General features: G+C 61.5%; 25 protein-coding genes and 2 pseudogenes. 11 read left to right on the top strand and 16 right to left on the bottom strand.

The window, feature by feature from the left end; genetic code table 11:
- Positions 1-2 precede the first annotated feature (2 nt).
- The 3 genes from K3819_RS02875 to K3819_RS02865 all read right to left on the bottom strand — a co-directional run bounded on the left by K3819_RS02875 (position 3) and on the right by K3819_RS02865 (position 2,409).
- Entirely contained in the window at positions 3-1,016 is a 1,014-nt protein-coding gene (locus K3819_RS02875; RefSeq protein ID WP_064593159.1) for an AI-2E family transporter, read from the bottom strand.
- A 229-nt stretch (positions 1,017-1,245) separates the two neighbouring features.
- The gene (locus K3819_RS02870) at positions 1,246-1,551 is read right to left on the bottom strand and encodes a PsiF family protein (RefSeq protein ID WP_011332224.1); all 306 of its coding nucleotides are present in this window, start codon (positions 1,549-1,551) and stop codon (positions 1,246-1,248) included.
- 63 nt (positions 1,552-1,614) lie between these two features.
- Positions 1,615-2,409, bottom strand: coding sequence for a helix-turn-helix transcriptional regulator (locus K3819_RS02865; RefSeq protein ID WP_221398590.1), 795 nt, complete (start codon positions 2,407-2,409; stop codon positions 1,615-1,617).
- Positions 2,410-2,507: 98 nt separating this feature from the next.
- Here K3819_RS02865 and K3819_RS02860 point away from each other — a divergent pair, with 98 nt between their 5' ends.
- The gene (locus tag K3819_RS02860) at positions 2,508-3,395 is read left to right on the top strand and encodes a DMT family transporter (protein WP_085611040.1); all 888 of its coding nucleotides are present in this window, start codon (positions 2,508-2,510) and stop codon (positions 3,393-3,395) included.
- 120 nt (positions 3,396-3,515) lie between these two features.
- Here K3819_RS02860 and K3819_RS02855 read toward each other — a convergent pair whose 3' ends face one another.
- From K3819_RS02855 to K3819_RS02845, 3 genes are all read right to left on the bottom strand, one after another.
- Positions 3,516-4,406 carry a triacylglycerol lipase gene (locus K3819_RS02855; RefSeq protein ID WP_207984881.1) on the bottom strand — a complete coding sequence of 297 codons (891 nt, stop codon included), beginning with the start codon at positions 4,404-4,406 and terminating at the stop codon, positions 3,516-3,518.
- A 91-nt stretch (positions 4,407-4,497) separates the two neighbouring features.
- Positions 4,498-4,803: a multidrug efflux SMR transporter gene (locus K3819_RS02850; RefSeq protein WP_011332220.1), complete on the bottom strand. Its 306-nt coding sequence runs from the start codon at positions 4,801-4,803 to the stop codon at positions 4,498-4,500.
- Positions 4,804-5,442: an FMN-dependent NADH-azoreductase gene (locus K3819_RS02845; RefSeq protein WP_103386766.1), complete on the bottom strand. Its 639-nt coding sequence runs from the start codon at positions 5,440-5,442 to the stop codon at positions 4,804-4,806.
- Positions 5,443-5,562: 120 nt separating this feature from the next.
- On the opposite strand from K3819_RS02845, the pseudogene K3819_RS29630 reads away from it, so the two are divergent.
- From K3819_RS29630 to K3819_RS02835, 3 genes and pseudogenes are all read left to right on the top strand, one after another.
- Positions 5,563-5,700 (top strand): annotated as a pseudogene (locus K3819_RS29630) (LysR family transcriptional regulator); the annotation flags it as partial.
- A 6-nt stretch (positions 5,701-5,706) separates the two neighbouring features.
- Positions 5,707-6,475, top strand: a pseudogene (locus K3819_RS29625) (LysR substrate-binding domain-containing protein).
- Positions 6,476-6,573: 98 nt separating this feature from the next.
- Positions 6,574-7,104: a bacterioferritin gene (locus K3819_RS02835; RefSeq protein ID WP_064593148.1), complete on the top strand. Its 531-nt coding sequence runs from the start codon at positions 6,574-6,576 to the stop codon at positions 7,102-7,104.
- A 111-nt stretch (positions 7,105-7,215) separates the two neighbouring features.
- Here K3819_RS02835 and K3819_RS02830 read toward each other — a convergent pair whose 3' ends face one another.
- A complete protein-coding gene (locus K3819_RS02830) occupies positions 7,216-9,291 on the bottom strand; it encodes an AsmA family protein (RefSeq protein WP_221398589.1) in 2,076 nt (691 codons plus the stop codon).
- 380 nt (positions 9,292-9,671) lie between these two features.
- On the opposite strand from K3819_RS02830, the gene K3819_RS02825 reads away from it, so the two are divergent.
- From K3819_RS02825 to K3819_RS02795, 7 genes are all read left to right on the top strand, one after another.
- The gene (locus tag K3819_RS02825) at positions 9,672-10,136 is read left to right on the top strand and encodes a hypothetical protein (RefSeq protein WP_064379127.1); all 465 of its coding nucleotides are present in this window, start codon (positions 9,672-9,674) and stop codon (positions 10,134-10,136) included.
- A gap of 174 nt (positions 10,137-10,310) precedes the next feature.
- A complete protein-coding gene (locus K3819_RS02820; protein ID WP_039766718.1) occupies positions 10,311-10,943 on the top strand; it encodes a TetR family transcriptional regulator in 633 nt (210 codons plus the stop codon).
- A gap of 199 nt (positions 10,944-11,142) precedes the next feature.
- Positions 11,143-11,643, top strand: coding sequence for an urease accessory protein UreE (gene ureE / locus K3819_RS02815; protein WP_011332214.1), 501 nt, complete (start codon positions 11,143-11,145; stop codon positions 11,641-11,643).
- Positions 11,640-12,314, top strand: coding sequence for an urease accessory protein UreF (locus K3819_RS02810; protein ID WP_221398588.1), 675 nt, complete (start codon positions 11,640-11,642; stop codon positions 12,312-12,314). The genes ureE and K3819_RS02810 overlap by 4 nt, the downstream gene beginning before the upstream one ends.
- Positions 12,315-12,336: 22 nt before the next feature.
- Positions 12,337-12,951: an urease accessory protein UreG gene (gene ureG, locus K3819_RS02805; RefSeq protein ID WP_007950645.1), complete on the top strand. Its 615-nt coding sequence runs from the start codon at positions 12,337-12,339 to the stop codon at positions 12,949-12,951.
- A 27-nt stretch (positions 12,952-12,978) separates the two neighbouring features.
- Complete coding sequence (locus K3819_RS02800; RefSeq protein ID WP_221398587.1) at positions 12,979-13,551, top strand: HupE/UreJ family protein; 573 nt, start codon at positions 12,979-12,981, stop codon at positions 13,549-13,551.
- Positions 13,552-13,764: 213 nt separating this feature from the next.
- Positions 13,765-14,892: an AGE family epimerase/isomerase gene (locus K3819_RS02795; RefSeq protein WP_221398586.1), complete on the top strand. Its 1,128-nt coding sequence runs from the start codon at positions 13,765-13,767 to the stop codon at positions 14,890-14,892.
- 30 nt (positions 14,893-14,922) lie between these two features.
- Here K3819_RS02795 and K3819_RS02790 read toward each other — a convergent pair whose 3' ends face one another.
- The 9 genes from K3819_RS02790 to K3819_RS02750 form a co-directional block, all read right to left on the bottom strand.
- Entirely contained in the window at positions 14,923-15,828 is a 906-nt protein-coding gene (locus K3819_RS02790) for a cation diffusion facilitator family transporter (protein ID WP_064593138.1), read from the bottom strand.
- A gap of 130 nt (positions 15,829-15,958) precedes the next feature.
- Positions 15,959-16,723, bottom strand: a complete 765-nt coding sequence (locus K3819_RS02785; RefSeq protein ID WP_011332209.1) for an SDR family oxidoreductase — start codon at positions 16,721-16,723, stop codon at positions 15,959-15,961.
- A gap of 739 nt (positions 16,724-17,462) precedes the next feature.
- Positions 17,463-18,179 (bottom strand): ABC transporter ATP-binding protein, encoded by a 717-nt coding sequence (locus tag K3819_RS02780; RefSeq protein WP_011332208.1) that lies wholly within the window; start codon positions 18,177-18,179, stop codon positions 17,463-17,465.
- The gene (locus K3819_RS02775; protein WP_007950657.1) at positions 18,176-19,048 is read right to left on the bottom strand and encodes an ATP-binding cassette domain-containing protein; all 873 of its coding nucleotides are present in this window, start codon (positions 19,046-19,048) and stop codon (positions 18,176-18,178) included. Before K3819_RS02775 ends, K3819_RS02780 begins: the two co-directional genes overlap by 4 nt.
- Complete coding sequence (livM, locus tag K3819_RS02770; protein WP_064593135.1) at positions 19,045-20,346, bottom strand: high-affinity branched-chain amino acid ABC transporter permease LivM; 1,302 nt, start codon at positions 20,344-20,346, stop codon at positions 19,045-19,047. The genes K3819_RS02775 and livM overlap by 4 nt, the downstream gene beginning before the upstream one ends.
- A gap of 3 nt (positions 20,347-20,349) precedes the next feature.
- Positions 20,350-21,264 (bottom strand): ABC transporter permease subunit, encoded by a 915-nt coding sequence (locus K3819_RS02765; protein WP_039766704.1) that lies wholly within the window; start codon positions 21,262-21,264, stop codon positions 20,350-20,352.
- Positions 21,265-21,493: 229 nt separating this feature from the next.
- Positions 21,494-22,627, bottom strand: a complete 1,134-nt coding sequence (locus K3819_RS02760; RefSeq protein ID WP_039766703.1) for an ABC transporter substrate-binding protein — start codon at positions 22,625-22,627, stop codon at positions 21,494-21,496.
- A gap of 364 nt (positions 22,628-22,991) precedes the next feature.
- Positions 22,992-24,275, bottom strand: a complete 1,284-nt coding sequence (locus K3819_RS02755; RefSeq protein WP_039766701.1) for an FAD-binding oxidoreductase — start codon at positions 24,273-24,275, stop codon at positions 22,992-22,994.
- A 156-nt stretch (positions 24,276-24,431) separates the two neighbouring features.
- Positions 24,432-25,922: an aldehyde dehydrogenase family protein gene (locus K3819_RS02750; protein ID WP_221398585.1), complete on the bottom strand. Its 1,491-nt coding sequence runs from the start codon at positions 25,920-25,922 to the stop codon at positions 24,432-24,434.
- Between the last annotated feature and the right edge of the window lie 70 nt (positions 25,923-25,992).

Here is a 25,992-nt window from a genome sequence, read left to right as displayed (position 1 = left end):
GATCAAACCATCCCGCCCAGCTTCAACTCACTCTTCAGATACGCGTAATAAATCGGCCCCGCCACCACCCCCGGCAGGCCGAACGCGGCCTCGAACACCAGCATTGCCAGCAGCAACTCCCAGGACTTGGCACTGATCTGCCCGCCGACGATGCGCGCGTTGAGAAAGTATTCGAGCTTGTGGATAAAGATCAGGTAGCCCAGCGCCGCAATCGCCACCCAGATCGACAGCGACAGGCCGACGATGGTAATCAGCGTGTTCGACATCAGATTGCCGATCACCGGTAGCAGGCCGAGCAGGAAGGTCAACACGATCAGGGTCTTGGTCAGCGGCAGCTTGATCCCGAACAGCGGCAGGATCACGGCCAGGAAGATCCCGGTGAAGAAGGTGTTGAGCAGGGAAATCTTGATCTGTGCGAACACGATGTTGCGAAACGCCTGAACCAGCAGGTGCAGACGGTCGAACAGGGCGGCCGCCAGCGGTTTGCGCTTGGTGACGTCCGGCACGCGCTGCAAGGCGATGATCGCGCCCAGCACCATGCCGATCAGCAGCGTCACGAACATGTGCGCCGCGTCCTTGCCCACCAGTTGCAGCTCCGACAAATGCTTGCTCGCCCATTCACCGATGGCCACCCGGAACTCGGCGGCACTGGCCGGCAGGTAGCTATCGATAAACGGCGGCAGTTGCCCGCGGGCGCGGTCAACCACACCCATGAATTTGTCGAGGGAAGCGCCGGGGTTTTCCGCTTCATGCAACAGGAAACTGATGGCCCCGGCAAAGATCAGCGCCAGCACACTCACCACCAGCGTGCCAAGCAGCGCCACCGCCAGCCAGCGCGCACGCCGGCCTTCGATCAGCCGTTGCAGTTGCGGGGTGAGCATGTTGACCAGTTCGAACACCAGCAACCCGGCCAGCAGGCTGGGCAGCAAACGCAATGGCAACACCAGCAACAGACCGCCGAAAATGATGATGCAACTGACCCAGAACACAACATGACGCTCAGAAAACGTTGGCATACAGCCTCAAAACGAACGGCGTAAAAGGATTGGCAGTCTGCCAGCGATCCGAGAGGAGCACTAGGGATATGCGGGCAGCCCTTTCGGGCCTCATCGCTGGCAAGCCAGCTCCCACACGTTAAGTGTCGAACACAAATATTTTGAACAGCCTCACTCCCTGTGGGAGCGCGCTTGGTCCGGGCGGCGATCCGACGACGGGGCCAGCACACTCACCACGAAGCTGTGGGGTTTATTTTTTCTTCAGGCAATCACTCATGAAGGTCTTGCGCGCATCGCCGGTCAGGGCCTTGGTGGCCGCGTCGGCGTTACAGGTCTTCATTTTCTGTTGCTGCGGGGTCAGGGCCTTGGCGTCGTTGGCCGCCGGTGCTGCCTTGAGGCAGGTGCTCATGAAGGCTTTGCGCTCGTCGCCCTTGAGGCTCTTGGCCGTAGCGTCGGCGTTGCAGGTGGTCATTTTGTTCTGTTGCGCCGTGGCGGCGAAACCCTGGGAGCACAGCAGCAGACCGATCATCAACAAAGGGACACGCAACATCTTCATGGAGTTTTCTCCTTGGCGCCGCCTCGATGGAGGTGGCCTCTGCTGGAGTGTAGTCAAAGCTTGTTACACCTTCCTAGCCTCAAGATGGCTGCGCCGATACTGCTCCGGGGTACATCCGGCCTGCCGGGCAAACATGGCGATGAAGGCCGAACCGCTGCTGTAGCCGAGATCGAAGGCGATTTCCTGCACGCTGCGCGAACTCTCCAGCGCCTCGATCGCCGCAAGATAGCGCAGCCGCTGACGCCATTCGCCGAAACTCATCCCCAGCTCCCGCACGAACTGCCGGGCCAGGGTGCGCTCGCTGACATGCACCTGCGCCGCCCAGTGCGCCAGCGGCTGGTTGTTGCCGGGCTCGGCCTGCAGGGTTTCAAGGATGGTCAGCAATCCGGGGCTGCTGGCGTAGGGCAGATAGCATTGATGAACCGGCGACTGGCGCAATTGATCCACCAACACCTGGGCCAGGCGCTGGTCGGCTTCGAACGCGGGAATCTTCACATCGCGGGCGGCGAAGTCCTTGAGGATCGCCTTGAGAATGTCGCTGATCGCAAGAGTGCAGGCCTGCGCCGGCAAATCGGAACACACATCCGGCGCCAGGCACACCGCCCGATAATTGACCGGCTGATGGCTGTAGAAACTGTGCTCGACCTGCGGCGGCACCCACACCGCGTACTGCGGCGGCGACATGAAACGGCTGCCGTCGACATCCATGTGCAGCACGCCGTGGGCCGCGTATTCCAGCGTGCCCCACGGATGGCGATGCGGCGCGGCGTATTCATGGGCGTTGAAGTCGGCATAGCGGAAATACACTGCCGACGGCAGTTCGCTGAAATCCAGCAGATCGATGTGTTTACTGTTCATGCTGTCCGGAATCAGGGGCGGGTTGTCCGGTTCGCAGTATAGGCCTGCATCCAGACAGGGGATAATCGCCGTTCATCAACGTACTGGTTTCTCCTCCCATGCAATACGCGTTTCCCCTGCTGGCGATTTTCATCTGGGCCGGCAACACCGTGATCAACAAGCTCGCGGTCGGTGCGATCTTTCCCGCCGAGATCGGCTTTTACCGCTGGCTGCTCGCCGGCCTGCTGTTTACCCCGTTCATGCTCAAGAAGGTGATCGCGCACTGGCCGCAGATTCGCCCGAACCTGGGCAAGATCTTCATCCTCGGCGTGCTCGGCATGGCGGTCTATCAGAGCCTGGCCTACTTCGCCGCGACCCTGACCAGCGCCACCAACATGGGCATCATCCTGTCGCTGATGCCGTTGATGTCGCTGGCCATGGCGATCATCAGCCTCGGCCAGCGCCTGACGGCCGGTGCGCTGGTCGGTGCGCTGCTGTCGTTCGCCGGTGTGCTGGTGGTGGTGTCGTCCGGCAGCCTCGGCGCATTGCTGCAACACGGGGTGAACCTGGGTGACGCGATGATGCTGGTCGCCACCCTCGCCTACGCGATCTACAGCACCCTGCTGAAAAAGTGGCAGCTGCGCCTGCCGCCGCTGGTGTTGCTGTATTTGCAGGTGCTGGTAGCGGTGGTGGTGCTGTTTCCGCTGTACGCCGTGTCGCCGAAAACCGGCCTGACCCTGCAGAACATTCCGCTGGTGCTGTATGCGTGCCTGCTGGCCTCGATGCTTGCGCCACTGGCGTGGATGCAGGCCGTGCAGCGTCTGGGCCCGAGCCGGACCACGCTGTTCTTCAACCTGCTGCCGCTGATCACGGCGCTGATTGCAGCACTGGTGCTGAAGGAGCAACTGGCGATGTACCACCTGGTCGGTGGCTTGCTGACCTTGGGCGGAGTGATTCTTTCCGAGCGCTGGACCACCGTCCTCGGCCGCAGACTCCGCGTCGCCTGATCGGGCGCCTTCGCTGGCAAGCCAGCTCCCACAGGGTTGGAGTCGAGCACAGATCTTGTGCACACCTGAATCACTGTGGGAGCGGGCTTGCTCGCGAAGAACGATAACTCGGTTTAACGGTTAAACCCCGGCGGCTTTCAACCGTGCCGCATGCTCGACAAACAGCCGCACCGGATCCGCGCCTTTGCCGACCAGTCCCAGCGACTGGTTGACGATGTCGAAGTGATCCATCGGGTAGTCATCGCCGATGACCGTGCCCAGGTGCGAGCTGTAGCGTCCGACCATGCCGTCGCACTGCCCCGGCTCGCGCACGAAGGTTTTGGCGAACAACCGGCAACTGCGGTTGGTGCCGTCGAACAGGTTGCCACCACGATCGGTCTTGCCCGGCTGCAAGGTGCCGGACCACGAGTAGTAGCGCACGCCGTTGACCTCTTCCGGCCCGTGCCCGCCCCAGGTTTGCGGCAGGCCCTGTGGATAACGCTGGTTGAACAGCGCCACACCTTCGGTGGTCAGCGAGTGGTGCGAGGCGTGGATATCCACCGGTAGTTTCGGCCCGTGATAGCCGGTTTCCAGCAGTGCCATCAGCCAGCCGACAAAGCGTAACAGCGCCTCAAGAATGCGACCCTTGGCGCTGTCCGCCGGATAGTGTTTGGCCAGGTAGTCGGCCAGTTCCGAACCGTGATTGGGCCCGGCCACCGACGTCACCGAGGCCACCAGGTCCGGACGCTTGGCCGCCGCGTAACGCGCCGTCAGCGAGCCCTGGCTATGGCCGAACAGATTGACCTTGGCCGCGCCGGTCTCACGCAGGATTTCATCGATGCGCGCCAGCAACTGCTCGCCGCGCACTTCGGTGGAATTGAGCGGCGACACCTGCACCGCAATCACCGTTGCACCCCCCCGGCGCAATGCTTTGATGATCCCGTACCAGTACGGGTACAGCACCAGACGGATGAAACCGAGCATTCCCGGCACCAGCACCAGTGGATAACGTGTGGCCGAATCTTGCGACATGGGCAAACATCCTTGTGGTCGGTGAGTGGATGCAAGGCGTGCAAAACGCCCGCCAAGCATCCTTCTCGATGATGACAACTCCACGACCAGCCTACTTCAGCCCCACCACCCCCGCCACAATCAGCCCCACCGACAGCAACTTCACCAGTGTCAGGCTCTCGCCCAGCAGGGCGAAACCGAGAAACACCGTGCCCAATGAACCGATGGCGGTCCAGATCGGGTAAGCGATGCTCACCGGCAACTCGCGCATCGCCAGGGTCAGGAAGTACACCCCGCCCACCGCCGCGACCACAGTGATCAGCGATGGCCAGAGCCGGGTGAAACCTTCGGCGTACTTCATGCCCATGGCGAAAGTGACCTCAAACCCGGCCGCGATCAGCAGAAACAGCCAGGCCACCTAGAACTCCCGGGCCAGGTCGAGCAAGCGCTGCTCGGCCTCGGCCACCGACACCGCGAAGGTGCGCTCGGCGGATTCCTCGCCCTCGGCGGCGACCACCGTGACGTCGTTGATACCGATGAAACCCAATGCCGTGCGCAGCCATGGATCGGCGTGGTTCAGCGCCTCCAGCTCGCCACCCGGGCCGAATCCGAAACCGCCGCGACTGGTGACGATCAGCGCCTTCTTGCCGTGCAACAACGGCGTGTACTGGGCGATGCCGTTGTCGAGGGTGTGATCAAACGTCAGGCCCAACCGGACGATCTGATCGACCCAGGCCTTGAGGCCGCTGGGCACGTTGAAGTTGTACATCGGCGTGGAAATCAGCAGCAGGTCGTGATCGAACAGCTCGCCCACCAGTTGATCGCTGAGCGCCAGATCGGCTTGCATGGTCAGCGGTCGAGCCTCGGGCTCCGGGTAAAACGCCGCCGCGACAAACGCCTCGTTGACCGCCGGAATCAACGCCCTCCCCACCTCACGGCGGGTGACCTGCGCCTGTGGATGACGGACTTGCCAGGCGCTGAGAAAGGTTTCTGCCAGACGCCGCGAATGAGAACGCTCACCGCGTGGGCTGGCATGGATCGCAAGAATCTTGCTCATCTGAATCTCCTTGAGGTCTAGACTTGAGTGACTATGTGGCGCCAGATTGCAGGTATCACCTCATCGTCTCAAATGAGCAAAAATCAGTCGGGATGAATTGATCTCATCCGTGGAGTTTTCATGTTCGCAGCCTTGCCCCTGACCGCCCTGCGCGCGTTCGAATCCGCCTCACGCCTGTTGAGTTTCAAGGCGGCCGCCGAAGAACTGGCGGTGACGCCCACGGCGATTTCCCATCAGATCCGCTCGCTGGAGGACTGGCTCGGCGTGGCGCTGTTCGAACGCCTGCCGCGTCAGGTGCGCCTGACCGAGGGCGGCGAGCGGCTGTTCCGCAGCCTGCACGGCGCGTTTCTGGAAGTGGCGCAAAGCGTCGACACCCTGCGCCCGCAACGCAGCGGCAGCAGCCTGACACTATCGACCACCGCCGCGTTTGCTGCGCTATGGCTGGTGCCGCGACTGGGGCGGTTTTATGCGAAGCATCCGAACATCAATGTGCGCCTGGATACGCATTGCGAAGTGATCGACCTGCATCAGGACGCCAGCGTCGATCTGGTGCTGCGCTACAGCCTCGACGATTACCCGAACCTCTATGGGTTGTGCCTGTTCGATGAATCGTTCGGCGTGTACGGCTCGCCGGAACAGGTGGCGCTGGCCGCCCGCCGCACCCCGCCGCACCCCGGCGCTGATCAGCGTGCATTGGCACAATTCGAAGCTCTACGCCCACGGCTGGGAGGCCTGGTGCGCGCAGTCGGGCGAGAACTGGTTGAATCAGCAACCGGCCGTCCGCGAGTACGACGAAGAGCATTACGCCCTGCAAGCGGCCATTGCCGGACAGGGGCTGGTGCTGGCGAGCAACATTCTGGTGTCGCAGAGCGTCGCCAGCGGTCTGTTGGTGCCGTACAAGGGCGAGGTCCAGGTCGACGGCGCCGGATACAGCGCACTTTGCGTACCGGGCCGCGAGCGGCACCCGCCGGTGAAGGCGTTTTTTGCCTGGCTGCGCGAGGAGGCATTGCTTTCGGGACATGCCCCGCGCTGAATCCGACAAAACTTTTTGCCGCGTTCATCACTCACAACCTGGTAACGATCACGTCAGCAGAACGTGACGCCAATCGGATTAGCCTCCAGGAGACTGAAATGAGTGACCTGCATTTGTCTGATGTTCAAACCCTGCGCGAGCGCGCACGACTGCATGTGGAAAATGGCGCGGTGACCGAAAGCTACAGCGCCAACCGTGAAGAAGTGCTGCGCCTGCTCAACGAGTCGCTGGCCACTGAACTGGTCTGCGTCTTGCGCTACAAGCGCCACTACTTCATGGCCAACGGCCTGAAAGCCAATGTCGCCGCCAACGAGTTCCTGGAACATGCCACCCAGGAAGCCGAACACGCCGACCGTCTCGCTGAACGCATCGTGCAACTGGGCGGCGAGCCCGAGTTCAACCCGGACTTGCTGTCGAAGATGTCCCACGCGCAATACGTGGCCGGCAACACCTTGAAGGAAATGGTCTACGAGGACCTGGTGGCCGAGCGGATTGCCATCGACAGCTACCGCGAGATCATCCAGTACATCGGTGAAAAGGACCCGACCACCCGCCGGATCTTCGAAGACATCCTGGCTCAGGAAGAAGAGCATGCCGATGACATGGCCGATATCCTGAAAGACCTCTGACTCCTCCAGATCCAATCGCGGGCAAGCCCGCTCCCACAGGTTCAGTGAAACGCTGTGGGAGCGGGCTTGGTCCGGGCGGCGATCCGACGAAGAGGCCCTGTCAATCACCGATCATTTTGTAGGTTTCACTGTGACGGGTGCCTTGCCCGACTTCATCTGCTCCAGCAACGGCGCGCACTGATTCGGCTCGCCGCCGCTCGGCGCCACCAGTGCCAGCAGCCCCGCCGCCGGGGCCGCGATCACGCCCAGCGCCACCATCCCCGCCCCGCGCAACATCAACGGCACCGCTTTCACCCCGGCATCCGGCTTGATGAACTTGCCGCGTACATACAACGGCGAACGCAGGGAAATCAAACGCCAGCCCTTGGACTCCGGCGTCACCGTCAGATCCAGTTGCTCGGTGGCCATGTTCGCCGTGCCGTCGATGTAGATGATCGCGTTCTCCGTATCGAACACAAACAGCCGCGTACTGGCCAGGCCGGTCTTGATGTCGAAGTCCGCCGCCGCGCAGTTGATCTTCACTTCCTTGTCGCCAAAGATCTTGCCGACCACGTAGTTGCCGACGTTCAGGCCTGCCAGCTCCATCAACTCGCGACTGATCGCGCCGTCGTTGATCAGCATCTTCAGGTTGCCGTTGGCGCCGCCCAGCAGCTTCGCCACCGAGTTGCCGCGACCGGCGATGTCGGCATCGCCGTTAAGCTCGCCGAAACTGGTCTTCATCGGTTCGAAGGTCGGGAACAGCTGTTTGAGCTTGAACTTGCGCGCGGTCAATTTGGCCCGGCCTTCCAGTGGCTCGGTACGACCGTTGAGGCGAATCTGCGCGTCGAGATTGCCGCCGGCCACACCGAAGCGCAGTGGCTCCAGGCTCAGTTCGCCGTCGTTGAGTTTCAGGTGGGTATAGAGGTCGGTGAACGGCAGCTCTTCGCTGTGGACGATGCGCTTGCCGGTGAATTCGACGTCGGCGTCCATGTCGCGCCAGCGCTCGGTCTTGAACTCTTCCACCGGCAGCACCTTGTCCGCCGGCTGCTTGCTCTCGCCGCCACGGGCCTTCTGCTTGGCATTGGAGTCGGCACCGATCAGCGGCGCGAGGTCGGCAAACAACAATTGATTGGACAGCAGCGCGCCACTCAGCTTGGGCCGTGGCTGGCTGGCGACGTAGGCAAGATCGCCATGGATGTCGCTGCTGCCGATCTTGCCGTTGAACTGCTCATAGCGGAACTGCGCGCCGCCCGGCTCATGCAGCTTGGCGATCAAATGGCCGTCGGTGGCATAAGGCGGGGTGTCCGGCAGGGTTACGCCAGTCAGCGGATACAGGTTGCCGAGGCTGGCGCCGGCCAGTTTCAGGCGCAGATCGAGGGCGCCGAGATTCAGCGGATCGGTCAGGGTGCCGGCGAGTTCGACGCTGGTATCACCGATCTTCGCCTGGGCCTGCAACGGGAACGGTTTGCTCGCGTCCTGTAGCGCCAGCAGACCGCCGATCTTGCCCTGGCCGGCGAGTTTCTGGCCGTGGTACTGGCCGGTGACTTTCAGGCCGAAGGCGTAATCCTGAGGTACGCCGCCCTTGTCCTGCGCGGTTTTCGCGGCTTTGTCGCCGACGATGTCGCTGAACGGAATCGGCTTGCCCAGCGGATCGATCAGCAAGTCGAGGTTGGTCCTGAGGGTCTGGTCATCCAGGGTGACGTGGCCCTTGTCGAAACCGATGGCGCCGATGTCGACCACCCAGTTCGAGGGCTCGGTGTTCGGGTCCTTGGGATCGAACTTGAAGGTCCAGTTGGCGCGACCGTCGGCCAGGCGCTGCAATTGTGCGTTCGGCTCAGTCAGGTCGATCCGCGGGATCGTCACCCGTTGCGCCAGCAAGGCCAGTGGCGAGATGCGCAGCTCGACCCGTTTGAGGGTGACCATCTGCGGCTGTTTCGACCAGTCCGGATTGCCCAGCGTCAGGTCTTCGGCCACCACATGCGGCCACGGCACCCAGGCGCGCCAGCCGCCCTCGTCGATTTCGCGCCGCCAGACCACCGACAGGTTGCCGTTGATGGCGAACGGTCGGTGCAATTCTTCCGAGACTTTGGCATTGAGCGGCGGCTTGATCCGGTTCCAGTCGAAAAACACGATGACCAACACCAGCACCGCCAGAAGCAGCACAAGGGTGGCGAAGGTCCAGGCGAAGATTTTACGGGTGCGCGTCATGCACAAAGCTCCTGAAGACGACTGCATCCATTGGCACGACGCAGCTGAAACGGCAGGCCATGATGGCCCTCATGAAATCTGTGACTGACAAACAGCCCGCAGGTTTAATCCAAAGCCCCAGCGAGGGGAAAAAACGGTCGCCATTCTGACCGATCGGTCGAATTGGCGTTACCGCCCCGCACATTTGCGGGGCGCAAGTGGGTGGAAAATACCCACCGCAGTGCAAAACCGCCCGCCTGAAACGCCCGAGCTAGAGCCTCCCAATGGAACAATCAATTCTGTTGATTATTACCATTGTGTTTATGAACTTTTATATCGACTTATCGAGAGTAGCATTAGCTTCGTACCCACTTTATCGCCCTCCCAAGGAGCAACCCATCATGAAACGCCAACTTCTGTTCAGTCTTACCCTCTCGATGCTGGCCAGCACCGCTTTCGCTCTGCCAGCTGCCGATCAAGCGACTCCGCAAGTCAAAACCAGCCACTCGGTGTTCAGCCAGACCGTTGCTGCTGATGGCTCCGACCGCACTCCACAAGGCCAGACCCTGGCTGAAAACGGTCGTAACCGTCTGGAAGAAAAAGGCCTGGTTCAAGATGGCTATGACAAAACCCCACAAGGTCAAACCGTAGCTGAAGGCGGCCGCGATCGTCTGGAAGAGAAAGGTCTGGTTCAAGACGGTTCGGATCGCACTCCACAAGGTCAAACCCTGGCTTCTGACGGCGGCGACCGTACCCCACAAGGCCAGACCCTGGCATCGGACGGTGGTGATCGCACCCCACAAGGTCAAACCCTGGCCGAAGGCGGTGGTGACCGTGTGATCGAACGCAACAGCGCTTTGAGCTAAGCCCATGGTGGCCTGGAAAAAAAGCCCAATCCCCGGATTGGGCTTTTGACTTTTCAGCAGCCTGTATAAAGAAGTCGCGATTTCCCTGCTCCATCTCCCCCGCTGCCGTTCGACGCCGACAAAGCCGATTTGCTAGAGTGCGGCGCTTGTCTTGCCTAAGAACACACCCTTGCGATGCTGCCCCGCGCCGAACAGAAACAACAGACCCGCAACGCCCTGATGGACGCTGCCCGCCACTTGATGGAAAGCGGCCGAGGATTCGGCAGCCTGAGCCTGCGTGAAGTGACGAAAACCGCCGGCATCGTGCCCACCGGTTTCTACCGGCATTTCGCCGACATGGACGAACTCGGCCTGGTGCTGGTCAGTGAAGTCGGCCAGACCTTCCGCGAAACCATCCGCCTGGTGCGCCACAACGAATTTGTCATGGGCGGCATCATCGATGCGTCGGTGCGGATCTTCCTCGACGTGGTCAGCGCCAACCGTTCGCAATTCCTGTTTCTGGCCCGCGAGCAGTACGGCGGATCGTTGCCGGTGCGTCAGGCCATCGGCCGCTTGCGTGAAGACATCAGCTCCGACCTGGCGGCGGACCTGGCCCTGATGCCCAAGCTTCAGCATCTGAATCGCGATGGCCTGAGCGTGATGGCCGACCTGATCGTCAAATCGGTGTTCGCCACCCTGCCGGACATCATCGACCCGCCCGCCGAAGCTCTGCCGGAGCATCTGACGCCCCAGGCGAAGATCACCCAGCAGTTGCGCTTTATCTTTATCGGGCTGAAGCACTGGCAAGGGCTCGGCAGTACCGAATAGTTCTCCTCCAGATCCCACACGGGCTCCTGTGTCACAGCTCACATTTGGTGCATGTAAAAAACTTCATGCACCAAAACATCTCACAATCCTGCAACATCTTGAAACATCCACTACGCTCCGACAGGGTTTTCCTACATCTCGTCCGATTGGCAAGCCCCTTGCTCTAGCCTGAGCATTGTCCACTGCTGGAAGCTTTCCGATGCTGGTGATTCACCGCAGAATCGACCCCCAACCCGTCTGGGCCGCCGAGTTGCACCTGACCTTCGAAGCCAGGAGCAAAAGCCGCTTGCGCTGTTTCAGTGCCGAAGGCGAGGACGTCGGACTGTTTCTGGAGCGCGGTCAGCCGCCGCTGTATGACGGTGAGTGCCTGCAAGCCGAAGATGGCCGGATCGTCCGGGTCTGCGCCCGCCCCGAACAATTGCTGCACGTCACCTGCGCCAATGCTTTCGAACTGACCCGCGCCGCCTATCACCTGGGCAATCGCCATGTGGCGCTGCAAGTCGGTGACGGCTGGCTGCGGCTACTCGACGATTACGTGCTCAAGGCGATGCTTGAACAACTGGGCGCGCAGGTCGAATCGATCGAAGCACCCTTTCAGCCCGAGCACGGCGCCTACGGTGGCGGCCATCATCATTCGCGGCACGGTGACGAAGACTTCAACTACGCGCCGAAACTCCATCAGTTCGGCGTCCGTTTGTGAACCCGGCCTGGGCGCTGCTGCGCCTGGCCAGTCCGCAATTGCCGATTGGCGGCTACAGCTATTCCCAGGGCCTGGAAATGGCTGTGGATAACGGCCGCGTCGACAGCCCGGACAGCGCCCGCCGCTGGATCAGCGATCAATTGCTGCTCAACCTCGCGCGGTTCGAGGCACCCATGCTGCTCGCCCATTGCCAGGCCGCCGCGGACGAACACTGGGAAGAATTGCGCAAGCTCTGCGAAAGCCATCGCGCCAGCCGCGAAACCCGCGAACTGCATCTGGAGAGCCGGCAGATGGGCTACTCGTTGCAGCAATTGCTCAACGGTTTGCCCGAACTCGATCAGGCCGCGCGGGACTTCCTTGAACACTGCACCGAACCGCATCTGGCCCTGTGCTGGACTCTGGCCGCGCGCGCCTGGCAGATCAGCCCGCAGGACGCCCTCGCCGCGTGGCTGTGGAGCTGGCTGGAAAACCAGCTCGCGGTGCTGATGAAAACCCTGCCGCTGGGCCAGCAAGCCGCCCAGCGCCTGACCAGCGAACTGCTGCCGCTGCTGCAACAGGCCCAGCAGGACGCCACCCGAATCAATCCCGAACACCTCGGCAGCGCCGCGTTCGGTCTGTCCCTGGCGTGCATGGCCCATGAGCGCCAGTACAGCCGCCTGTTCCGTTCCTAGGGCCTTTTATCTGGAGAAGCACATGAACACACAACCCCTGCGCGTCGGCATCGGCGGCCCGGTCGGTTCCGGCAAGACCGCGTTGACCCTGGCCCTGTGCCTGGCCCTGCGCGAGCGCTACAACCTGGCTGTAGTCACGAACGACATCTATACCCGCGAAGACGCCGACTTTCTGGTGCGCAACGAAGCCCTGGCGCCGGAACGCATCATCGGCGTGGAAACCGGCGGCTGCCCGCACACGGCGATCCGCGAGGACGCCTCGATCAACCTCGAAGCGGTGGATCAACTGAACCGACGTTTTCCGGGGCTGGACCTGATTCTGGTGGAGTCCGGCGGCGACAACCTTTCCGCAACCTTCAGCCCGGAACTGTCCGACCTGACCATCTACGTGATCGACGTGTCGGCCGGCGACAAGCTGCCGCGCAAGGGCGGGCCCGGCATTTGCAAATCCGACCTGCTGGTGATCAACAAGATCGACCTTGCGCCGCTGGTCGGCGCCTCGCTGGAGATGATGAACAGCGACACCCAACGCATGCGCAACGGCAAGCCGTTCGTGTTCAGCAACCAGAAAACCGGTCAGGGCCTGGAAGACATCATCGCCTTCATCGAACGCCAGGGCCTGCTGACTGCAGCCTGATTCACTGCTCAACAAGGAAGCTTATCCATGACACTCAAACGTATTCTCGGCGCCGTCGCGCTGCTGCTGACTCCGGCCCTGGCCTTCGCCCACCCTGGCCACGGCGACTCTGGCCTGGTGGCCGGCATCAGCCACCCGATCGGCGGTCTCGACCATTTGCTGGCAATGCTGGCCGTCGGCCTGTGGGCCGCGCAGCAGCAAGGCGCCGCACGCTGGGCGCTGCCATGCACCTTTGTCGGCACCATGCTGATCGGTGGCCTGCTCGGCTTTGAAGGGCTGGAATTGCCGGCGCTGGAAAGCGGGATTGCCGCCTCGGTGCTGGCGCTGGGTCTGCTGGTGGCGCTGGCGGTGCGTCCGCCACTGATGATGGCGGTGGCGGCGACGGCGCTGTTTGCGCTGTTCCACGGCGTGGCTCACGGCCTCGAGTTGCCGGACATGTCGAGCCCTTGGGCGTATGCCGCCGGTTTCGTGGTCGCGACCGCGGCGCTGCACGCAGCGGGTTATGCGGTCGTGCGTTTTCTGCCTCAGGCGGCCGCGCCACTGGTTCGACTGGCCGGTGCCGCTTCGGCGGTGACGGGCGCGTGGTTGTTGGCCGGTTGAACTCTATCGCCTGATCAGGCCTCTTCGCGAGCAAGCCCGCTCCCACAGTTGTTCTGTGTTGTTCACAAGTATTGTGTTCGGCGTGACCATCGTGGGAGCGGGCTTGGTCCGGGCAGCGCTGCGACGAAAGCGGCCTGACAGACACCGCGTCTCTAAGGCCGGTCTCTCTGCTACCATGTCGCGCAATCGCCCCTGCCGTGACGACGTCCGCCCATGCCCCACGCTTCCCGCTCCACCTCCCTGCCTGAACTGACCGCCCTGTTCGGCGAAGTGCAACAGCACTTTCTGAACGTGATCGTGCCCCTCTGGCAAGGACCGGGCTGGAACGCCGACATGGCGTTGCCTTACGAGGCGCTGGACGCCGCACATCAGCCGCTGCCACCGCAGCGCTATCGAGCCATGGCCTGCGCTCGGCAGCTGTACCTGTTTTCCAGCCTGATCGGGGTTGTGGATAACGCCGAAATCCGCGCGGCTGCACTGTTCCGCTCCCTGCAACGGCACTTCCACGATGCCGAGCACGGCGGCTGGTTCTACAGCATCGATCCGCAGGGCAAACCGCTGGATCAGCGCAAGGATCTCTACACCCACGCCTTCATCCTGTTCGCTTGCGCGCATTACTGGGAAAAATCCCGCGAGCCCTTGGTGGAATCGACGCTCAACGCTGCGCTGGAAGTGATCGGCCGGCGCTTCGCAACGGGCGACGGCCTCTACGAAGCCTGCCTTGATCGCGACTGGATCACGCTGGAAACCGGCCCGCTGCAAAATCCGCTGATGCACCTGGCCGAAGCCTTCCTGGCCACCTTGGCGGTGCGCGAAGATCCGCAGACCCGGCAGGCGCTGAGCGAGTTATGCACAGCCATGCACAAGCGCTTCATCGAACCGCAACAGGGCGTGTTGATGGAAAAGCCGCTGGGGGCTGTGGATAACTGGTTTGAACCGGGGCATCAGTTCGAATGGTATTTCCTGCTCGAATCCTCACCGCTGCTACGCGGCTCGAAGCTGCACGCGGCACTGGATCGTGCGTTTGCCTTCACCGAACAACAGGGCGTCGAGGCCGACACCGGTGCGGTGCTGGCCATGCTTGATCCGCAAGGACACGGGAAGGATTCGACCCAGCGCATCTGGGCCCAGGCCGAATACCTGCGCGCCCTGACCTTGCGCCCGAACAGCGAGAGCGCGGTGCGGCGCCAGTTGCAGGCGTTGCAACAGCGCTTTCTGCATGCCGGCGGCTGGCACGAGTGCCGTGACGATCAGGGCGAGGTCAGCCGCAAGGACATGCCGTCGACCACGCCGTATCATTTGGCGACCTGCTATGGCGGCATCGCCGACTATCTGAGCTGACGTCGTGGCGAGCCCGCGCGCCCGCACAAGTCAAGCAATCCACTTCCTGTCGCCAGTGAAGCTGATGGTCAGCCAGCGCGCCGCATCCGGTTTGCCCAGCTTCGCGGAAATCTCTTCACGCAGCACATCCAACTGCCCGACGCTCTGCAGCCGGTAGTCCGCTGGCAACACCACATGAATCTCGATGAACCGCGCCCGCCCGTGCTTCTGCACGTAGGACACGTAGTCGTCGAAACCATGCTCGACCTTGGCCGCGTCCATCACTTGGCGCACCTGATCGTCCAGCGTGTCCGGCGCAATGCCGAGCACGTCCCGCAACGCCGGGCCGAGGATCTTGAAGGCCGGCGGCAGCATGGTCAGGGCCAGCACGATCAGGATCAGCGGGTCGACAAATTTCGCCCACTCGCCGTAACCCTGGGACTGGAGCAACAGCGCCGCGAGGAAACTGATCAGCAGGCCCACCGACAGCATCGCGTCCACCAGCCAACTGATGTTGTCGAACTGGATCAGGCTCGACTTGAGCGTGCGATTGCGGTGGCGCACGTAGAAGAAGTAGGCGAACTCGACAACGGTGAACACCGCCGCGTAGATGATCACCAGGCCCAGTTCGATTTCACGACCGCCATTGATGATGCCGAACACACCGTTGAGAAACGCGTAAATGGCGATCAGCAGCAGGAAACTGCCCTCGATCAGCAGCACCATCGGCTCCAGGTGCCAGAAACCGAACTGGAAACGCTGGTTGCTTTGCTTGGCGATCAGCTTCGCGGTGATCAGCATCAGGACTTTGATGAAGGTGGCGATCAGCGAAAAAAAGCCATCGAACAGGATGGACTGGGAACCCGAAACAAAACCGGTGACGATCCCGGCGACCGACACGGCCAACATTAGAAGGGTGGATTGTTTGAGCAGCGACTGCTCACCTCGGTTACTCACTTTGACTCCTCGAAAAACCTTGAAAACCGCAGGGTGCGGTGGGGTTGTTGAGGAGTGAGTCTACCTTACTGCCAGAATTTGGCCGATTTGCCCTCTTCGCCAACAGATTGGCGAAGAGGGCAACACCGTATCAGGCCTTGTTACGCTCGATGGCAAAACCGGCCCAGGTCTGACTCACCGGCATCAGTTCCAGGCTGTTGATGTTGATGTGCGCTGGCGCGTTCAGCACCCAGAAGATGGTCTCGGCGATGTCCTGCGGCTGGATCGGCTCGGCACCGGCGTAGGTGGCGTCGTAACGCGCCTGATCGCCGGCGAAACGCACCAGCGAGAACTCGCTCTCGCACAGGCCCGGCTCGATGTTGCTGACGCGCACGCCGGTGCCCTGCAGGTCGCAGCGCAGGTTCAGCGAGAACTGTTTGACGAAGGCCTTGGTCGCGCCGTAAACGTGGCTGCCCGGGTACGGGTAGTTACCGGCGATGGAACCGAGGTTGATGATGCCGGCGCCACGACCGTGGGCGATCAGCCGAGGCAGCAACAGGCGAGTGCTGTACATCAGACCTTTGACGTTGGTGTCGACCATGGTGTCCCAATCGTCGAGGTCGCACTTCGGTGCAGGGTCCACGCCCAGCGCCAGGCCGGCGTTGTTGATCAGGCCGCGCAGCTTGGCGAACGATGGCGGCAGATTGGCAATCGCCTCCTCCATCGCCTTGCGATCACGCACGTCCAGCACCAGGCCATGTACTTCGGTTTGTTTCGACAGCTCGGCGCACAGCGCATTGAGGCGTTCTTCACGACGACCGGTCAGCACCAGTTTCCAGCCGGCCTCGGCAAAACGACGGGCACAGGCTTCACCAAAACCGGAGGTCGCGCCGGTGATAAACAGGGTGTTGGACATCGTGTTCTCCTTGCTTCGGCCGCCGGGGCGGCCATTGGAATAGAAAATCAGCGGGCAGCATGCCCGGCCCCGCTTTAACCGGCAACCATCGAATCCTGCTCATTAATTGATCAACGGCCGCTACGCCATACGCGCCGTGGCCTGTAGCCATGTGCACGCACGTTATCCACAAGCCCTTCCACAGTTTCCGGGGGCAAGTGGAAAAGCGCAAAGCCGCGCCCCACAAGGCTTTGCGGGTGATCTGGAAAGTTTTTTTCTTGACCCTGAACAACCAGTTGTGCCGGGCAGGGCATTTTGCACGACCGGCCGGTCATGCCCATGATTGCGCGAGGCCAGCAATTACGGCCCTCAGCCGAGTCTTTCCAGAGTTTAATCACAGACTTATCCACAGGATTGACCACAACGATCTGCACCTTTTTGTACCCTATAAAAAAGGTTGACAAACAGGCCTGCCCTTCAGCAAAAACACACTGATCAAAAAACAACCACACCCCTGCAAGCCTCGGTTTACAAGGCGTTCAGCGAGCTACACCCACGTTATTCACAGCCAGCTCCACAGCAAACGGGGACAAGTCAAAACTATGGAAAAACAGCCATTTGCAGCGTCTATATGTCGCGCTTTGGCAGGTTGGCAATTTTGTTTTCCACAATTTCCCGAACGTGTCTGTCTTCGGTGAACAGGCAGGCGCAAAAAAGCCCCGACACTTTCGCATCGAGGCTTGTGGACAACTTCAACCGATCAGTGACCGCCGAGGTAAGCGTTACGCACCTCCTCGTTCACCAGCAGTTCCTGGCCGGTTCCCGTCAGGCGGATCTCGCCGTTGACCATCACGTATGCCCGGTCGGACAGCTTCAACGCATGATTGGCGTTCTGCTCGACGAGGAAAATGGTCATGCCGGTTTTCGCCAGTTCCCGCAGGGTGGCGAAGATCTGTTTGACCACGATCGGCGCCAGTCCCAGGCTCGGCTCGTCCAGCAGCAACAGCTTGGGCCGGCTCATCAACGCCCGGGCGATCGCGAGCATCTGCTGCTCGCCGCCGGACATGGTCATGGCCCGCTGATTACGGCGCTCCTCGAGCCGCGGGAACAGCTCGAACATGCGCTGCATGTCTTCCTTGGCGTACTTGTCGCCGATCGGAATGGTGCCCATCAGCAGGTTTTCCTCGACGGTCATGTCGGGGAACACCCGCCGCCCTTCCGGCGACTGCGCGATGCCGTTTGAGGCGATGTAGTGCGATGACTTGTGGGTAATGTCCACGCCTTGATAGAGGATCTGCCCGCCCGCTGCCCTTGGCTGGCCGAAAATCGACATCAGCAGCGTGGATTTGCCGGCACCGTTGGAGCCGATCAGGCTGACGGTTTCCCCTTCGTTGATCTGCAGCGAAACACCTTTGAGGGCCTGGATCGGGCCGTAGAACACGTCCAGATCCTTGAGTTCGAGGATGGGTTGCGTCATACGACTTCCTCTTCGTCGGCGCCCAGGTAAGCGGCGATCACTTTCGGATCGTTACGAATGGCATCCGGTCCGCCCTCGGCGATGACGATGCCGTGGTCCAGCACCACGATGTGATCGGAAATGCTCATTACCATGCCCATGTCGTGTTCGATCAGCACCACGGTCAGATCGTGCTCGTCGCGCAGCAGTCGGATCATCGCGCTCAGCGCTTCGGTTTCCTGAGGGTTGAGGCCGGCGGCCGGTTCGTCGAGGCAGATGATCTGCGGCCGCGTGCACATGGCCCGGGCGATCTCCAGACGCCGTTGCTGGCCGTAGGAAAGCTCACCGGCCAGACGGTTGGCGCAGTCCACCAGATCCACCACTTCCAGCCAGTAGAACGCGCAGTCCAGCGCGTCGCTTTCGGCCTTGCGATAGCCCTTGGTGTTGAGGATGCCGGCCAGCATGTTGCGGTTGACCCACATGTGCTGGGCCACCAGCAGGTTCTCCAGCACCGACATTTCCTTGAACAGGCGAATGTTCTGGAACGTCCGGGCCAGGCCCGCGCGGTTCACCAGGTGGGTGCCGCCGAACATCTTGTAGTACAGGCGACTGGCGAAGTTTTTCGGCGAGACGAAGTCAGTCGGCTTGAACGATTCGCCCAGCAGCTGGATGACGTTGGTCTGCTGGCCGCGCACGTTGAGTTCGATCTTGCCGCCGGAGGCCTTGTAGAACCCGGTCAGGCAGTTGAACACCGTGGTCTTGCCGGCGCCGTTGGGGCCGATCAGGGCAAAGATCGAGTTGCGTTTGACCTTCAGGCTGACATCGCTCAAGGCCTTGATGCCACCGAAATGCATCATCAGTTTTTCAACAGAGAGTACGACTTCACTCATGGCGCAGTCCTCTCATAGTGAATGGCACCTTTGCGTGGAGTGACCCCGGTACGGCTGATGCGGATCAGCCCGCGAGGTCGCCAGATCATCATCAACACCATCAGGATCCCGAACAGCAGCACGCGGTATTCGGCGAAGCCGCGCAGCAGTTCCGGGGCGACGGTCAGCACGAACGCTGCGATCACCACACCGATGGTCGAGCCCATGCCGCCGAGCACCACGATGGCGAGGATCAGCGCCGATTCGAAGAAGGTGAACGAGGTCGGGTTGACAAAGCCTTGATAGGTGGCGAAGAACACACCCGCCAGACCGGCGGTGGATGCACCGATGGTGAACGCCGAGAGCTTGACCAGCACGTGGTTGAGGCCCATCGAGCGGCAGGCGATCTCGTCTTCACGCAAGGCTTCCCAGGCGCGGCCGACCGGCATTTTCACCAGACGATGCTTGATATACAGCACGGCCAGCACCACCAGGAACAGCACCGCATAAATGAAGTAGTACTTCACGTCCGGGTTGTAGGCGATGCCGAAGAACTCGTGGAACGGCACCCCGCCATCCTTCGCCCGCTTGCCGAATTCCAGACCGAAGAAGGTCGGCAGTGGCGCCGGCATGCCGTTCGGGCCGCCGGTCAGGGACAGCCAGTTGTTGAGCACCAGACGGATGATTTCACCGAAGCCCAGGGTCACGATCGCCAGGTAGTCGCCGTGCAGGCGCAGTACCGGGAAACCGAGGATGCAACCGGCAAGGCCAGCGGTGATCGCCGCCAGTGGCAGCACGGTCCAGAAGCCCAGGCCGAGGTACTGATACCCGAGCGCCAGACCATAGGCGCCGATGGCGTAGAACGCCACGTAACCCAGGTCGAGCAGGCCGGCCAGGCCTACCACGATGTTCAGTCCCAGCCCCAGCAGCACGTAGATCAAACCGAGGATGACCACGCCCAGCAGGTAGGAGTTGGAGAAGAACGGCAACGCCACGGCGATGGCGATCATCAGCGGGATGATCCAGCGCAGGCGCGATTTGTAGTCCGGGGCCAGCACATGTACGCCGGAACCGGTGCTCTCGAATCCGTCGAGAATGCGCAGGCCCTTCGGGGTTTGCAGGAACAGACTGAGGGCAAACCGGCCGGCCATGACGATGGCAATGATCCACGCCACGCGGGTCGGTTCGAGGTTGAAGCTGTAGCCGTCGAGTACGACGCCGACGATCGGCCCGAACACGATCAGGGCGATCAGACCGGCGAGAATCGCCTCAACCAGGCTTTTTTTGACATCAATGGATTTTGCAGTGGTTGAAGACATCGCTTACACCTTCGACACAAGAGGACGGCCCAGCAGGCCCTGAGGCCGGAAGACCAGAACAAGTACGAGCAGCGAGAAGCTGAACACGTCTTTGTAGTCGGAGTTGACCAGGCCCGAGAACAGCGACTCGGAGATCCCGAGGATGATCCCGCCGAGCATGGCGCCAGGCAGCGAACCGATCCCGCCCAGTACTGCCGCGGTAAATGCCTTGATGCCGATGATGAAGCCGGCATAGAAGTCGAAGGTGCCGTAGTTCATGGTGATCAGCACGCCGGCCAACGCCGCCATGGCCGCACCGATGATGAACACGTAGGAAATCACTCGGTCGGTGTTGATGCCGAGGATCGAAGCCATTTTGCGGTCCTGCTGGGTCGCACGGCACATGCGCCCGAGCTTGGTGTACTTGATGACATAGGTCAGCAGTCCCATGCCGACGAATGCGGCCACCAGGATGAAGACTTTGGTGTAGGTCAGCTGCACGAAGCCGGTACCGACTTCGACTCGCCATGCACCGGTCAGCAGGGTGGGAACGCCCTGTTGTTTGGCGCCTTGGGCGATCTGTGCGTAGTTCTGCAGGATCAGGGAGATGCCGATGGCGCTGATCAACGGTGCCAGTCGGGTGGAGTTGCGCAGGGGTTTGTAAGCGACTCGCTCGATGACCCAGCCATACACCGCCGTGATCACGATGGTGAATACCAGGGTGCCGAGCATCAGCAGCGGGAAGGATTCAATACCGAAGTAAGCCAGCAGAGCCAGACTGATTGCCGCCAGGTAAGCAGAAATCATGTAAACCTCGCCGTGGGCGAAGTTGATCATGCCGATGATGCCGTAGACCATTGTGTAGCCGATGGCGATCAGGCCATAGACCGACCCGAGGGTCAGGCCGTTGACCAGTTGCTGCAGGAAAATACCATCCATAACGCAATCTCACGCAGTGAGAACCTGCACACCCTGAGGCGCGCGGTTCTTCTAGGAAAAATACAGATTTACGTCGGAGCAATGTCAGACAGGAAACCGCAGCCCCCTTGTGGGAGCTGGCTTGCCAGCGATAGCGTTAGAACATTCAACAAAGTTGTCGACTGTCAGGCCGTCATCGCGGGCAAGCCCGCTCCCACAGGGAATGTGGCGCCCGGTTGATCAGGTGCCGTTATTTCTGTTTTTCCAGCTGGTGATATTTGCCGTCCTTGTCCCACTGGTAGACCACGTAGTCGGAGACCTTAAGGTCGCCTTTGGAATCCCAGGTCTTCTCGCCCATGACGGTCTTGACCGGGTTTTTCTTCAGCCAGGCAGCGGCCTCCTCGCCCTTGTTCGACTTGGCGCCGTTGAAGGCGGCGGCCAGGGTCTGAACCGATGCATAGGCGTACAGGGTGTAGCCTTCAGGCTCGGTGCCAGCCTTGCGGAATGCATCTACCACGGTCTTGCTGTCTGGCAGCAGGCGTGGGTCGGCACCGAAGGTCATCAGCACGCCGTCGACGAACTGCGGGCCACCGGCGGTGGTCACCAGTTCGTCGGTCACGATGCCGTCGTCGGACATGAACTTGACGTCTTTCAGGCCTTGTTCACGCAGTTGGCGAACCAGCGGGCCGGCTTCCGGGTGCAGGCCGCCGAAGTAGACGACATCGGCACCGGCGCCACGGATCTTGGTGACGATGGTGCTGAAATCTTTTTCGCCACGGGTCAGGCCTTCGTACAGCACTGGCTTCACGCCGCGTTTTTCCAGCTGAGCCTTGGTCGCGTCGGCCAGGCCTTGACCGTAGGTGTCCTTGTCGTGCAGCACGACGACTTTCTTGCCCTTGAGCACGTCGACGATGTAATCGCCGGCGACGATGCCTTGCTGGTCGTCACGGCCGCACATACGGAACATGGCGCTCAGGCCGCGCTCGGTCACTTGCGGGTTGGTGGAACCCGGCGTGATGGCGATGATCCCGGCTTCGTCGTAGATCTCGGACGCAGGAATGGTGGAGGACGAGCAGAAGTGACCGACCACACCGGCGACTTTCTGGTTGGTGAGGTCCTTGGCGACCGTCACCGCCTGTTTCGGCTCGCAAGCGTCATCGCCCTTGACCAGGACGATCTTCTCCCCGTTGACGCCGCCCGCCGCGTTGACCGCGTCGGCCGCCGCTTGTGCCCCTTTCATGTATTGCTCGCCAAATGCCGCGTTGGCGCCCGTCATCGGACCCGCCACACCGATTTTCACATCAGCTTGTGCAAACGCAGAAACACCCAGCGCAGTAGCCACTGCGAGGGCCAGAAAGCCTTTCTTGTAAAACGTCTGGGACATGAGGTGGTGCTCCAAGGTTTTTTTTAGTTGGCACTGCGACTTCACTTGAATGCTCAGAGCAAGGGCCGTGCCATCGGTTTTTTATTCTTCAAAAAGTCGCTGCTTTCTTGTTATTTCGACTGTTTCGTTCCCATTTTCATTGGGCGTGCAACCGTCTAAACCGCGGAAGGTGAAACCATTTATTTTTTCAGGCGCAACCCGCACGCGCCATCATTGCAACCGCGGCGCCAAACGACGTGCAACCAGCCTGTAACAGCCCGCGTCACCGAACTGCACACTGCTGGTGCGGGACTGCTACAACCCGCACCATTACAGGCTAGTCGCTACATCGAAAAGCGCCGCTTCCGGCAACATATTTCAACACTCAGATGACGATCCGCAGGCACTGGCCCGCGTGATACAGCGAGAACCCGGCCTCGTACAGACAACTGCGCAAGCCAACTCCCGCCAGCGGCTGCATCGGGGCGAAGGGAATCGGCAATGCCTGAGGATTTCCGTTACACAGGTAATCGGCGAAGGCCTTGCCGACCACGGTGCCGGTAGTCACGCCCCGGCCGTTGTAACCGGTGACGGCCACCAGTCCCGGCGCCGGTTCGAACAGGCGCATCAAATGATCAGGGGTGAACGCGATGCGCCCGGTCCAGGTGCATTCCCACTCCACGGGTTTCAGATTGGGGAAGTAATGCTGCTGCACCCGGTCGGCCCAGGCCTTGAGGAACCATGTCGGTTTCTGATTGCCGTTGCCGAGGCTGCCCAGCAACAAACGCCCGTCCTTGTCGCGGCGGATGCTGCTCAGCACCTGACGGGTATCCCACGAGCCCTGCCCGCCCGGCAGGATTTCCTGGGCGGCGTCTTCGGTGAGCGGCACCGAAGCGACCTGATAGTAGTAACCGGGGAAGAAATTGCGCTTGAGTTCGGTCCAGTCGCCTTCGGTGTAGGCGTTGGAGGCGATCACCACTTGTTCGGCCAGCACCGAACCCTGCTCGGTCTGCACCGACCATTTCTGCCCTTGCCGTTCAAGACGCGCGACCGGGGAGTGATCGAACATCTGCCCGCCAAGGCTGATGACAGCGTTGGCCAGGCCGGTAACGTAGGCCATCGGATTGAGCGTACCGGCGCGCCGGTCTAGCAACGCGGCGGCAATCTTCTGCGTGCCGGTCGCCTGTTCACAGGCCTTGCCGGTCAGCAGTTCGACCGGCGCACCGCGGCGCTTCCACTGTTCCTCGCGACTGCGCAGATCCGCTTCCCCTTTGGCGTTGTGCGCCATGTGCAGGGTGCCCTCGCGGCGCAACTGGCAATCGATGTTGTATTTATCCACAAGGCTGAACACCAGCGCCGGCGCCGCACCGAGCATGCGGTTGAGCTGACTGCCGACCGCCTCGCCGAACCCGGCCTCGATCTCGTCCGGCGGAATCCACATCCCGGCGTTGACCAGCCCGACGTTGCGCCCGGAGCCGCCATGCCCCGCGCGATGGGCTTCGAGCACACAGACGCTCTTGCCCTTTTCCAACAGATGCAGCGCCGCCGACAGTCCGGTGAACCCGGCGCCGATCACGCAGACATCGACTTTGACCTCGCCCCTGAGCGCCGTGTTATCCGGTCGTTGCGGCGTGAGTTTTTCCCACAGACATTCTTCGCGTAACGGCATTGCCAGACTCCAACAGAAACCTAACAAACACTGCATACCCTGTGGGAGCGGGCTTGCCCGCGATTGCGTCAGTCCAGTCAGGGGTTAGTTGGCTGAAAGATTGCTATCGCGGGCAAGCCCGCTCCCACAGGTTTCTTCGTCGCATCGATTACTCTGTCAATCGAACGTAATGCCCTGCGCCAGCGGCAACTCCAGCGAGTAGTTCACGGTATTGGTCTGCCGGCGCATGTACGCGCGCCATGCATCCGAGCCCGACTCACGACCACCGCCCGTCTCTTTCTCGCCACCAAACGCGCCGCCGATTTCCGCGCCGCTCGGGCCGATGTTGACGTTGGCGATGCCACAGTCGCTGCCGACCGCCGACATGAATTTCTCGGCCTCGCGCACATCGGTGGTGAAGATGCACGACGACAACCCTTGCGGCACGGCATTGTTCAGGCGCAGCGCCTCTTCGAAATCGGTGTAACCGACCACGTACAGGATCGGCGCGAAGGTCTCGCTGCACACCACGTCGCTCTGCTCCGGCATTTCAACGATGGCCGGCGACACGTAGTAGGCATTCGGGAATTGATCTTCGAGCTGGCGCTTGCCGCCGAACACCCGACCGCCCTCGCTCAACGCCTGCTCCAGCGCGTCCTGCATGTTTTCGAAGCTGTGCTTGTCGATCAGCGGGCCGATCAGGTTGCCTTCCAGCGGGTGGCCGATGCGGACTTTGGAGTACGCGGCTTTGAGGCGGGTGACAATTTCTTCTTTCACCGATTCATGGGCGATCAGGCGCCGCAACGTGGTGCAACGCTGACCGGCGGTGCCGACGGCGCTGAACAGAATGGCGCGCACGGCCATGTCCAGATCGGCGCTCGGGCCGAGGATCATCGCGTTGTTGCCGCCCAGTTCGAGAATGCTGCGGGCGAAACGCGCGGCGACTTTCGGCGCCACTTCGCGGCCCATGCGGGTGCTGCCGGTAGCGCTGATCAGCGCAACACGCGGGTCATCCACCAGCGCTTCGCCGGCATCGCGGCCGCCGATGATCACCTGGCTCAGGTGCGCCGGGGCATCGCTGAAGTTCTTCAGTACGCGCTCGAACAGCGCCTGACAGGCCAGCGCGGTCAGCGGGGTTTTCTCCGATGGTTTCCACACCACCGGGTTGCCGCAGACCAGCGCCAGCGTGGTATTCCACGCCCACACCGCGACCGGGAAGTTGAACGCACTGATCACGCCGACCACGCCCAGCGGGTGCCAGGTTTCACGCATGTGGTGGCCCGGACGCTCGGAGGCGATGGTCAAGCCGTACAACTGGCGGGACAGGCCGACGGCGAAGTCACAGATGTCGATCATCTCCTGCACTTCACCAAGGCCTTCCTGGGTGATCTTGCCCGCTTCCCAGGACACCAGTTCGCCGAGCTCGGTCTTGTATTCCCGCAGCACTTCGCCGAACTGACGCACCAGTTCGCCACGACGCGGGGCCGGCACCTTGCGCCAATGTTCGAACGCATGATCTGCGCGACTGATGTGCTGCTCGACTTCGGCCGGGCCTTCCCAGTTCACGGCGCCGATGCGGCTGCCGTCGATGGGCGAATGCACCGGCACTTTGCCGTTCTGGTACAGGGCCGGGTTCACACCTAGACGATCAAGCAATGCGGCAACCATGGGTCACTCCTCAAGCAAAAAACTGAATGTGTGCGGACGCGTTTTCACGACCGGGCAGACCTTTAGTTGT

The sequence above is a fragment of the Pseudomonas sp. 3-2 genome (assembly GCF_019710535.1).
GTDB lineage: Bacteria > Pseudomonadota > Gammaproteobacteria > Pseudomonadales > Pseudomonadaceae > Aquipseudomonas > Aquipseudomonas pharyngis.
Note: the sequence above shows the minus strand (reverse complement) of the source record. Positions and strands in the feature narration are given on the sequence as shown.

Excerpts from the sequence above, each read along its gene's own strand:
- K3819_RS02755 (WP_039766701.1), bottom strand. The coding sequence starts at position 24,275 with ATGCCGTTACGCGAAGAATGTCTGTGGGAAAAACTCACGCCGCAACGA.
- K3819_RS02865 (WP_221398590.1), bottom strand. The coding sequence starts at position 2,409 with ATGAACAGTAAACACATCGATCTGCTGGATTTCAGCGAACTGCCGTCG.
- ureE (WP_011332214.1), top strand. The coding sequence starts at position 11,143 with ATGCTGGTGATTCACCGCAGAATCGACCCCCAACCCGTCTGGGCCGCC.
- K3819_RS02825 (WP_064379127.1), top strand. The coding sequence starts at position 9,672 with ATGAAACGCCAACTTCTGTTCAGTCTTACCCTCTCGATGCTGGCCAGC.
- K3819_RS02835 (WP_064593148.1), top strand. The coding sequence starts at position 6,574 with ATGAGTGACCTGCATTTGTCTGATGTTCAAACCCTGCGCGAGCGCGCA.
- K3819_RS02760 (WP_039766703.1), bottom strand. The coding sequence starts at position 22,627 with ATGTCCCAGACGTTTTACAAGAAAGGCTTTCTGGCCCTCGCAGTGGCT.
- K3819_RS02795 (WP_221398586.1), top strand. The coding sequence starts at position 13,765 with ATGCCCCACGCTTCCCGCTCCACCTCCCTGCCTGAACTGACCGCCCTG.
- K3819_RS02820 (WP_039766718.1), top strand. The coding sequence starts at position 10,311 with ATGCTGCCCCGCGCCGAACAGAAACAACAGACCCGCAACGCCCTGATG.
- livM (WP_064593135.1), bottom strand. The coding sequence starts at position 20,346 with ATGTCTTCAACCACTGCAAAATCCATTGATGTCAAAAAAAGCCTGGTT.
- K3819_RS02860 (WP_085611040.1), top strand. The coding sequence starts at position 2,508 with ATGCAATACGCGTTTCCCCTGCTGGCGATTTTCATCTGGGCCGGCAAC.
- K3819_RS02870 (WP_011332224.1), bottom strand. The coding sequence starts at position 1,551 with ATGAAGATGTTGCGTGTCCCTTTGTTGATGATCGGTCTGCTGCTGTGC.
- K3819_RS02765 (WP_039766704.1), bottom strand. The coding sequence starts at position 21,264 with ATGGATGGTATTTTCCTGCAGCAACTGGTCAACGGCCTGACCCTCGGG.
- K3819_RS02750 (WP_221398585.1), bottom strand. The coding sequence starts at position 25,922 with ATGGTTGCCGCATTGCTTGATCGTCTAGGTGTGAACCCGGCCCTGTAC.
- K3819_RS02845 (WP_103386766.1), bottom strand. The coding sequence starts at position 5,442 with ATGAGCAAGATTCTTGCGATCCATGCCAGCCCACGCGGTGAGCGTTCT.
- K3819_RS02775 (WP_007950657.1), bottom strand. The coding sequence starts at position 19,048 with ATGAGTGAAGTCGTACTCTCTGTTGAAAAACTGATGATGCATTTCGGT.
- K3819_RS02875 (WP_064593159.1), bottom strand. The coding sequence starts at position 1,016 with ATGCCAACGTTTTCTGAGCGTCATGTTGTGTTCTGGGTCAGTTGCATC.
- K3819_RS02830 (WP_221398589.1), bottom strand. The coding sequence starts at position 9,291 with ATGACGCGCACCCGTAAAATCTTCGCCTGGACCTTCGCCACCCTTGTG.
- ureG (WP_007950645.1), top strand. The coding sequence starts at position 12,337 with ATGAACACACAACCCCTGCGCGTCGGCATCGGCGGCCCGGTCGGTTCC.
- K3819_RS02780 (WP_011332208.1), bottom strand. The coding sequence starts at position 18,179 with ATGACGCAACCCATCCTCGAACTCAAGGATCTGGACGTGTTCTACGGC.
- K3819_RS02800 (WP_221398587.1), top strand. The coding sequence starts at position 12,979 with ATGACACTCAAACGTATTCTCGGCGCCGTCGCGCTGCTGCTGACTCCG.
- K3819_RS02855 (WP_207984881.1), bottom strand. The coding sequence starts at position 4,406 with ATGTCGCAAGATTCGGCCACACGTTATCCACTGGTGCTGGTGCCGGGA.
- K3819_RS02785 (WP_011332209.1), bottom strand. The coding sequence starts at position 16,723 with ATGTCCAACACCCTGTTTATCACCGGCGCGACCTCCGGTTTTGGTGAA.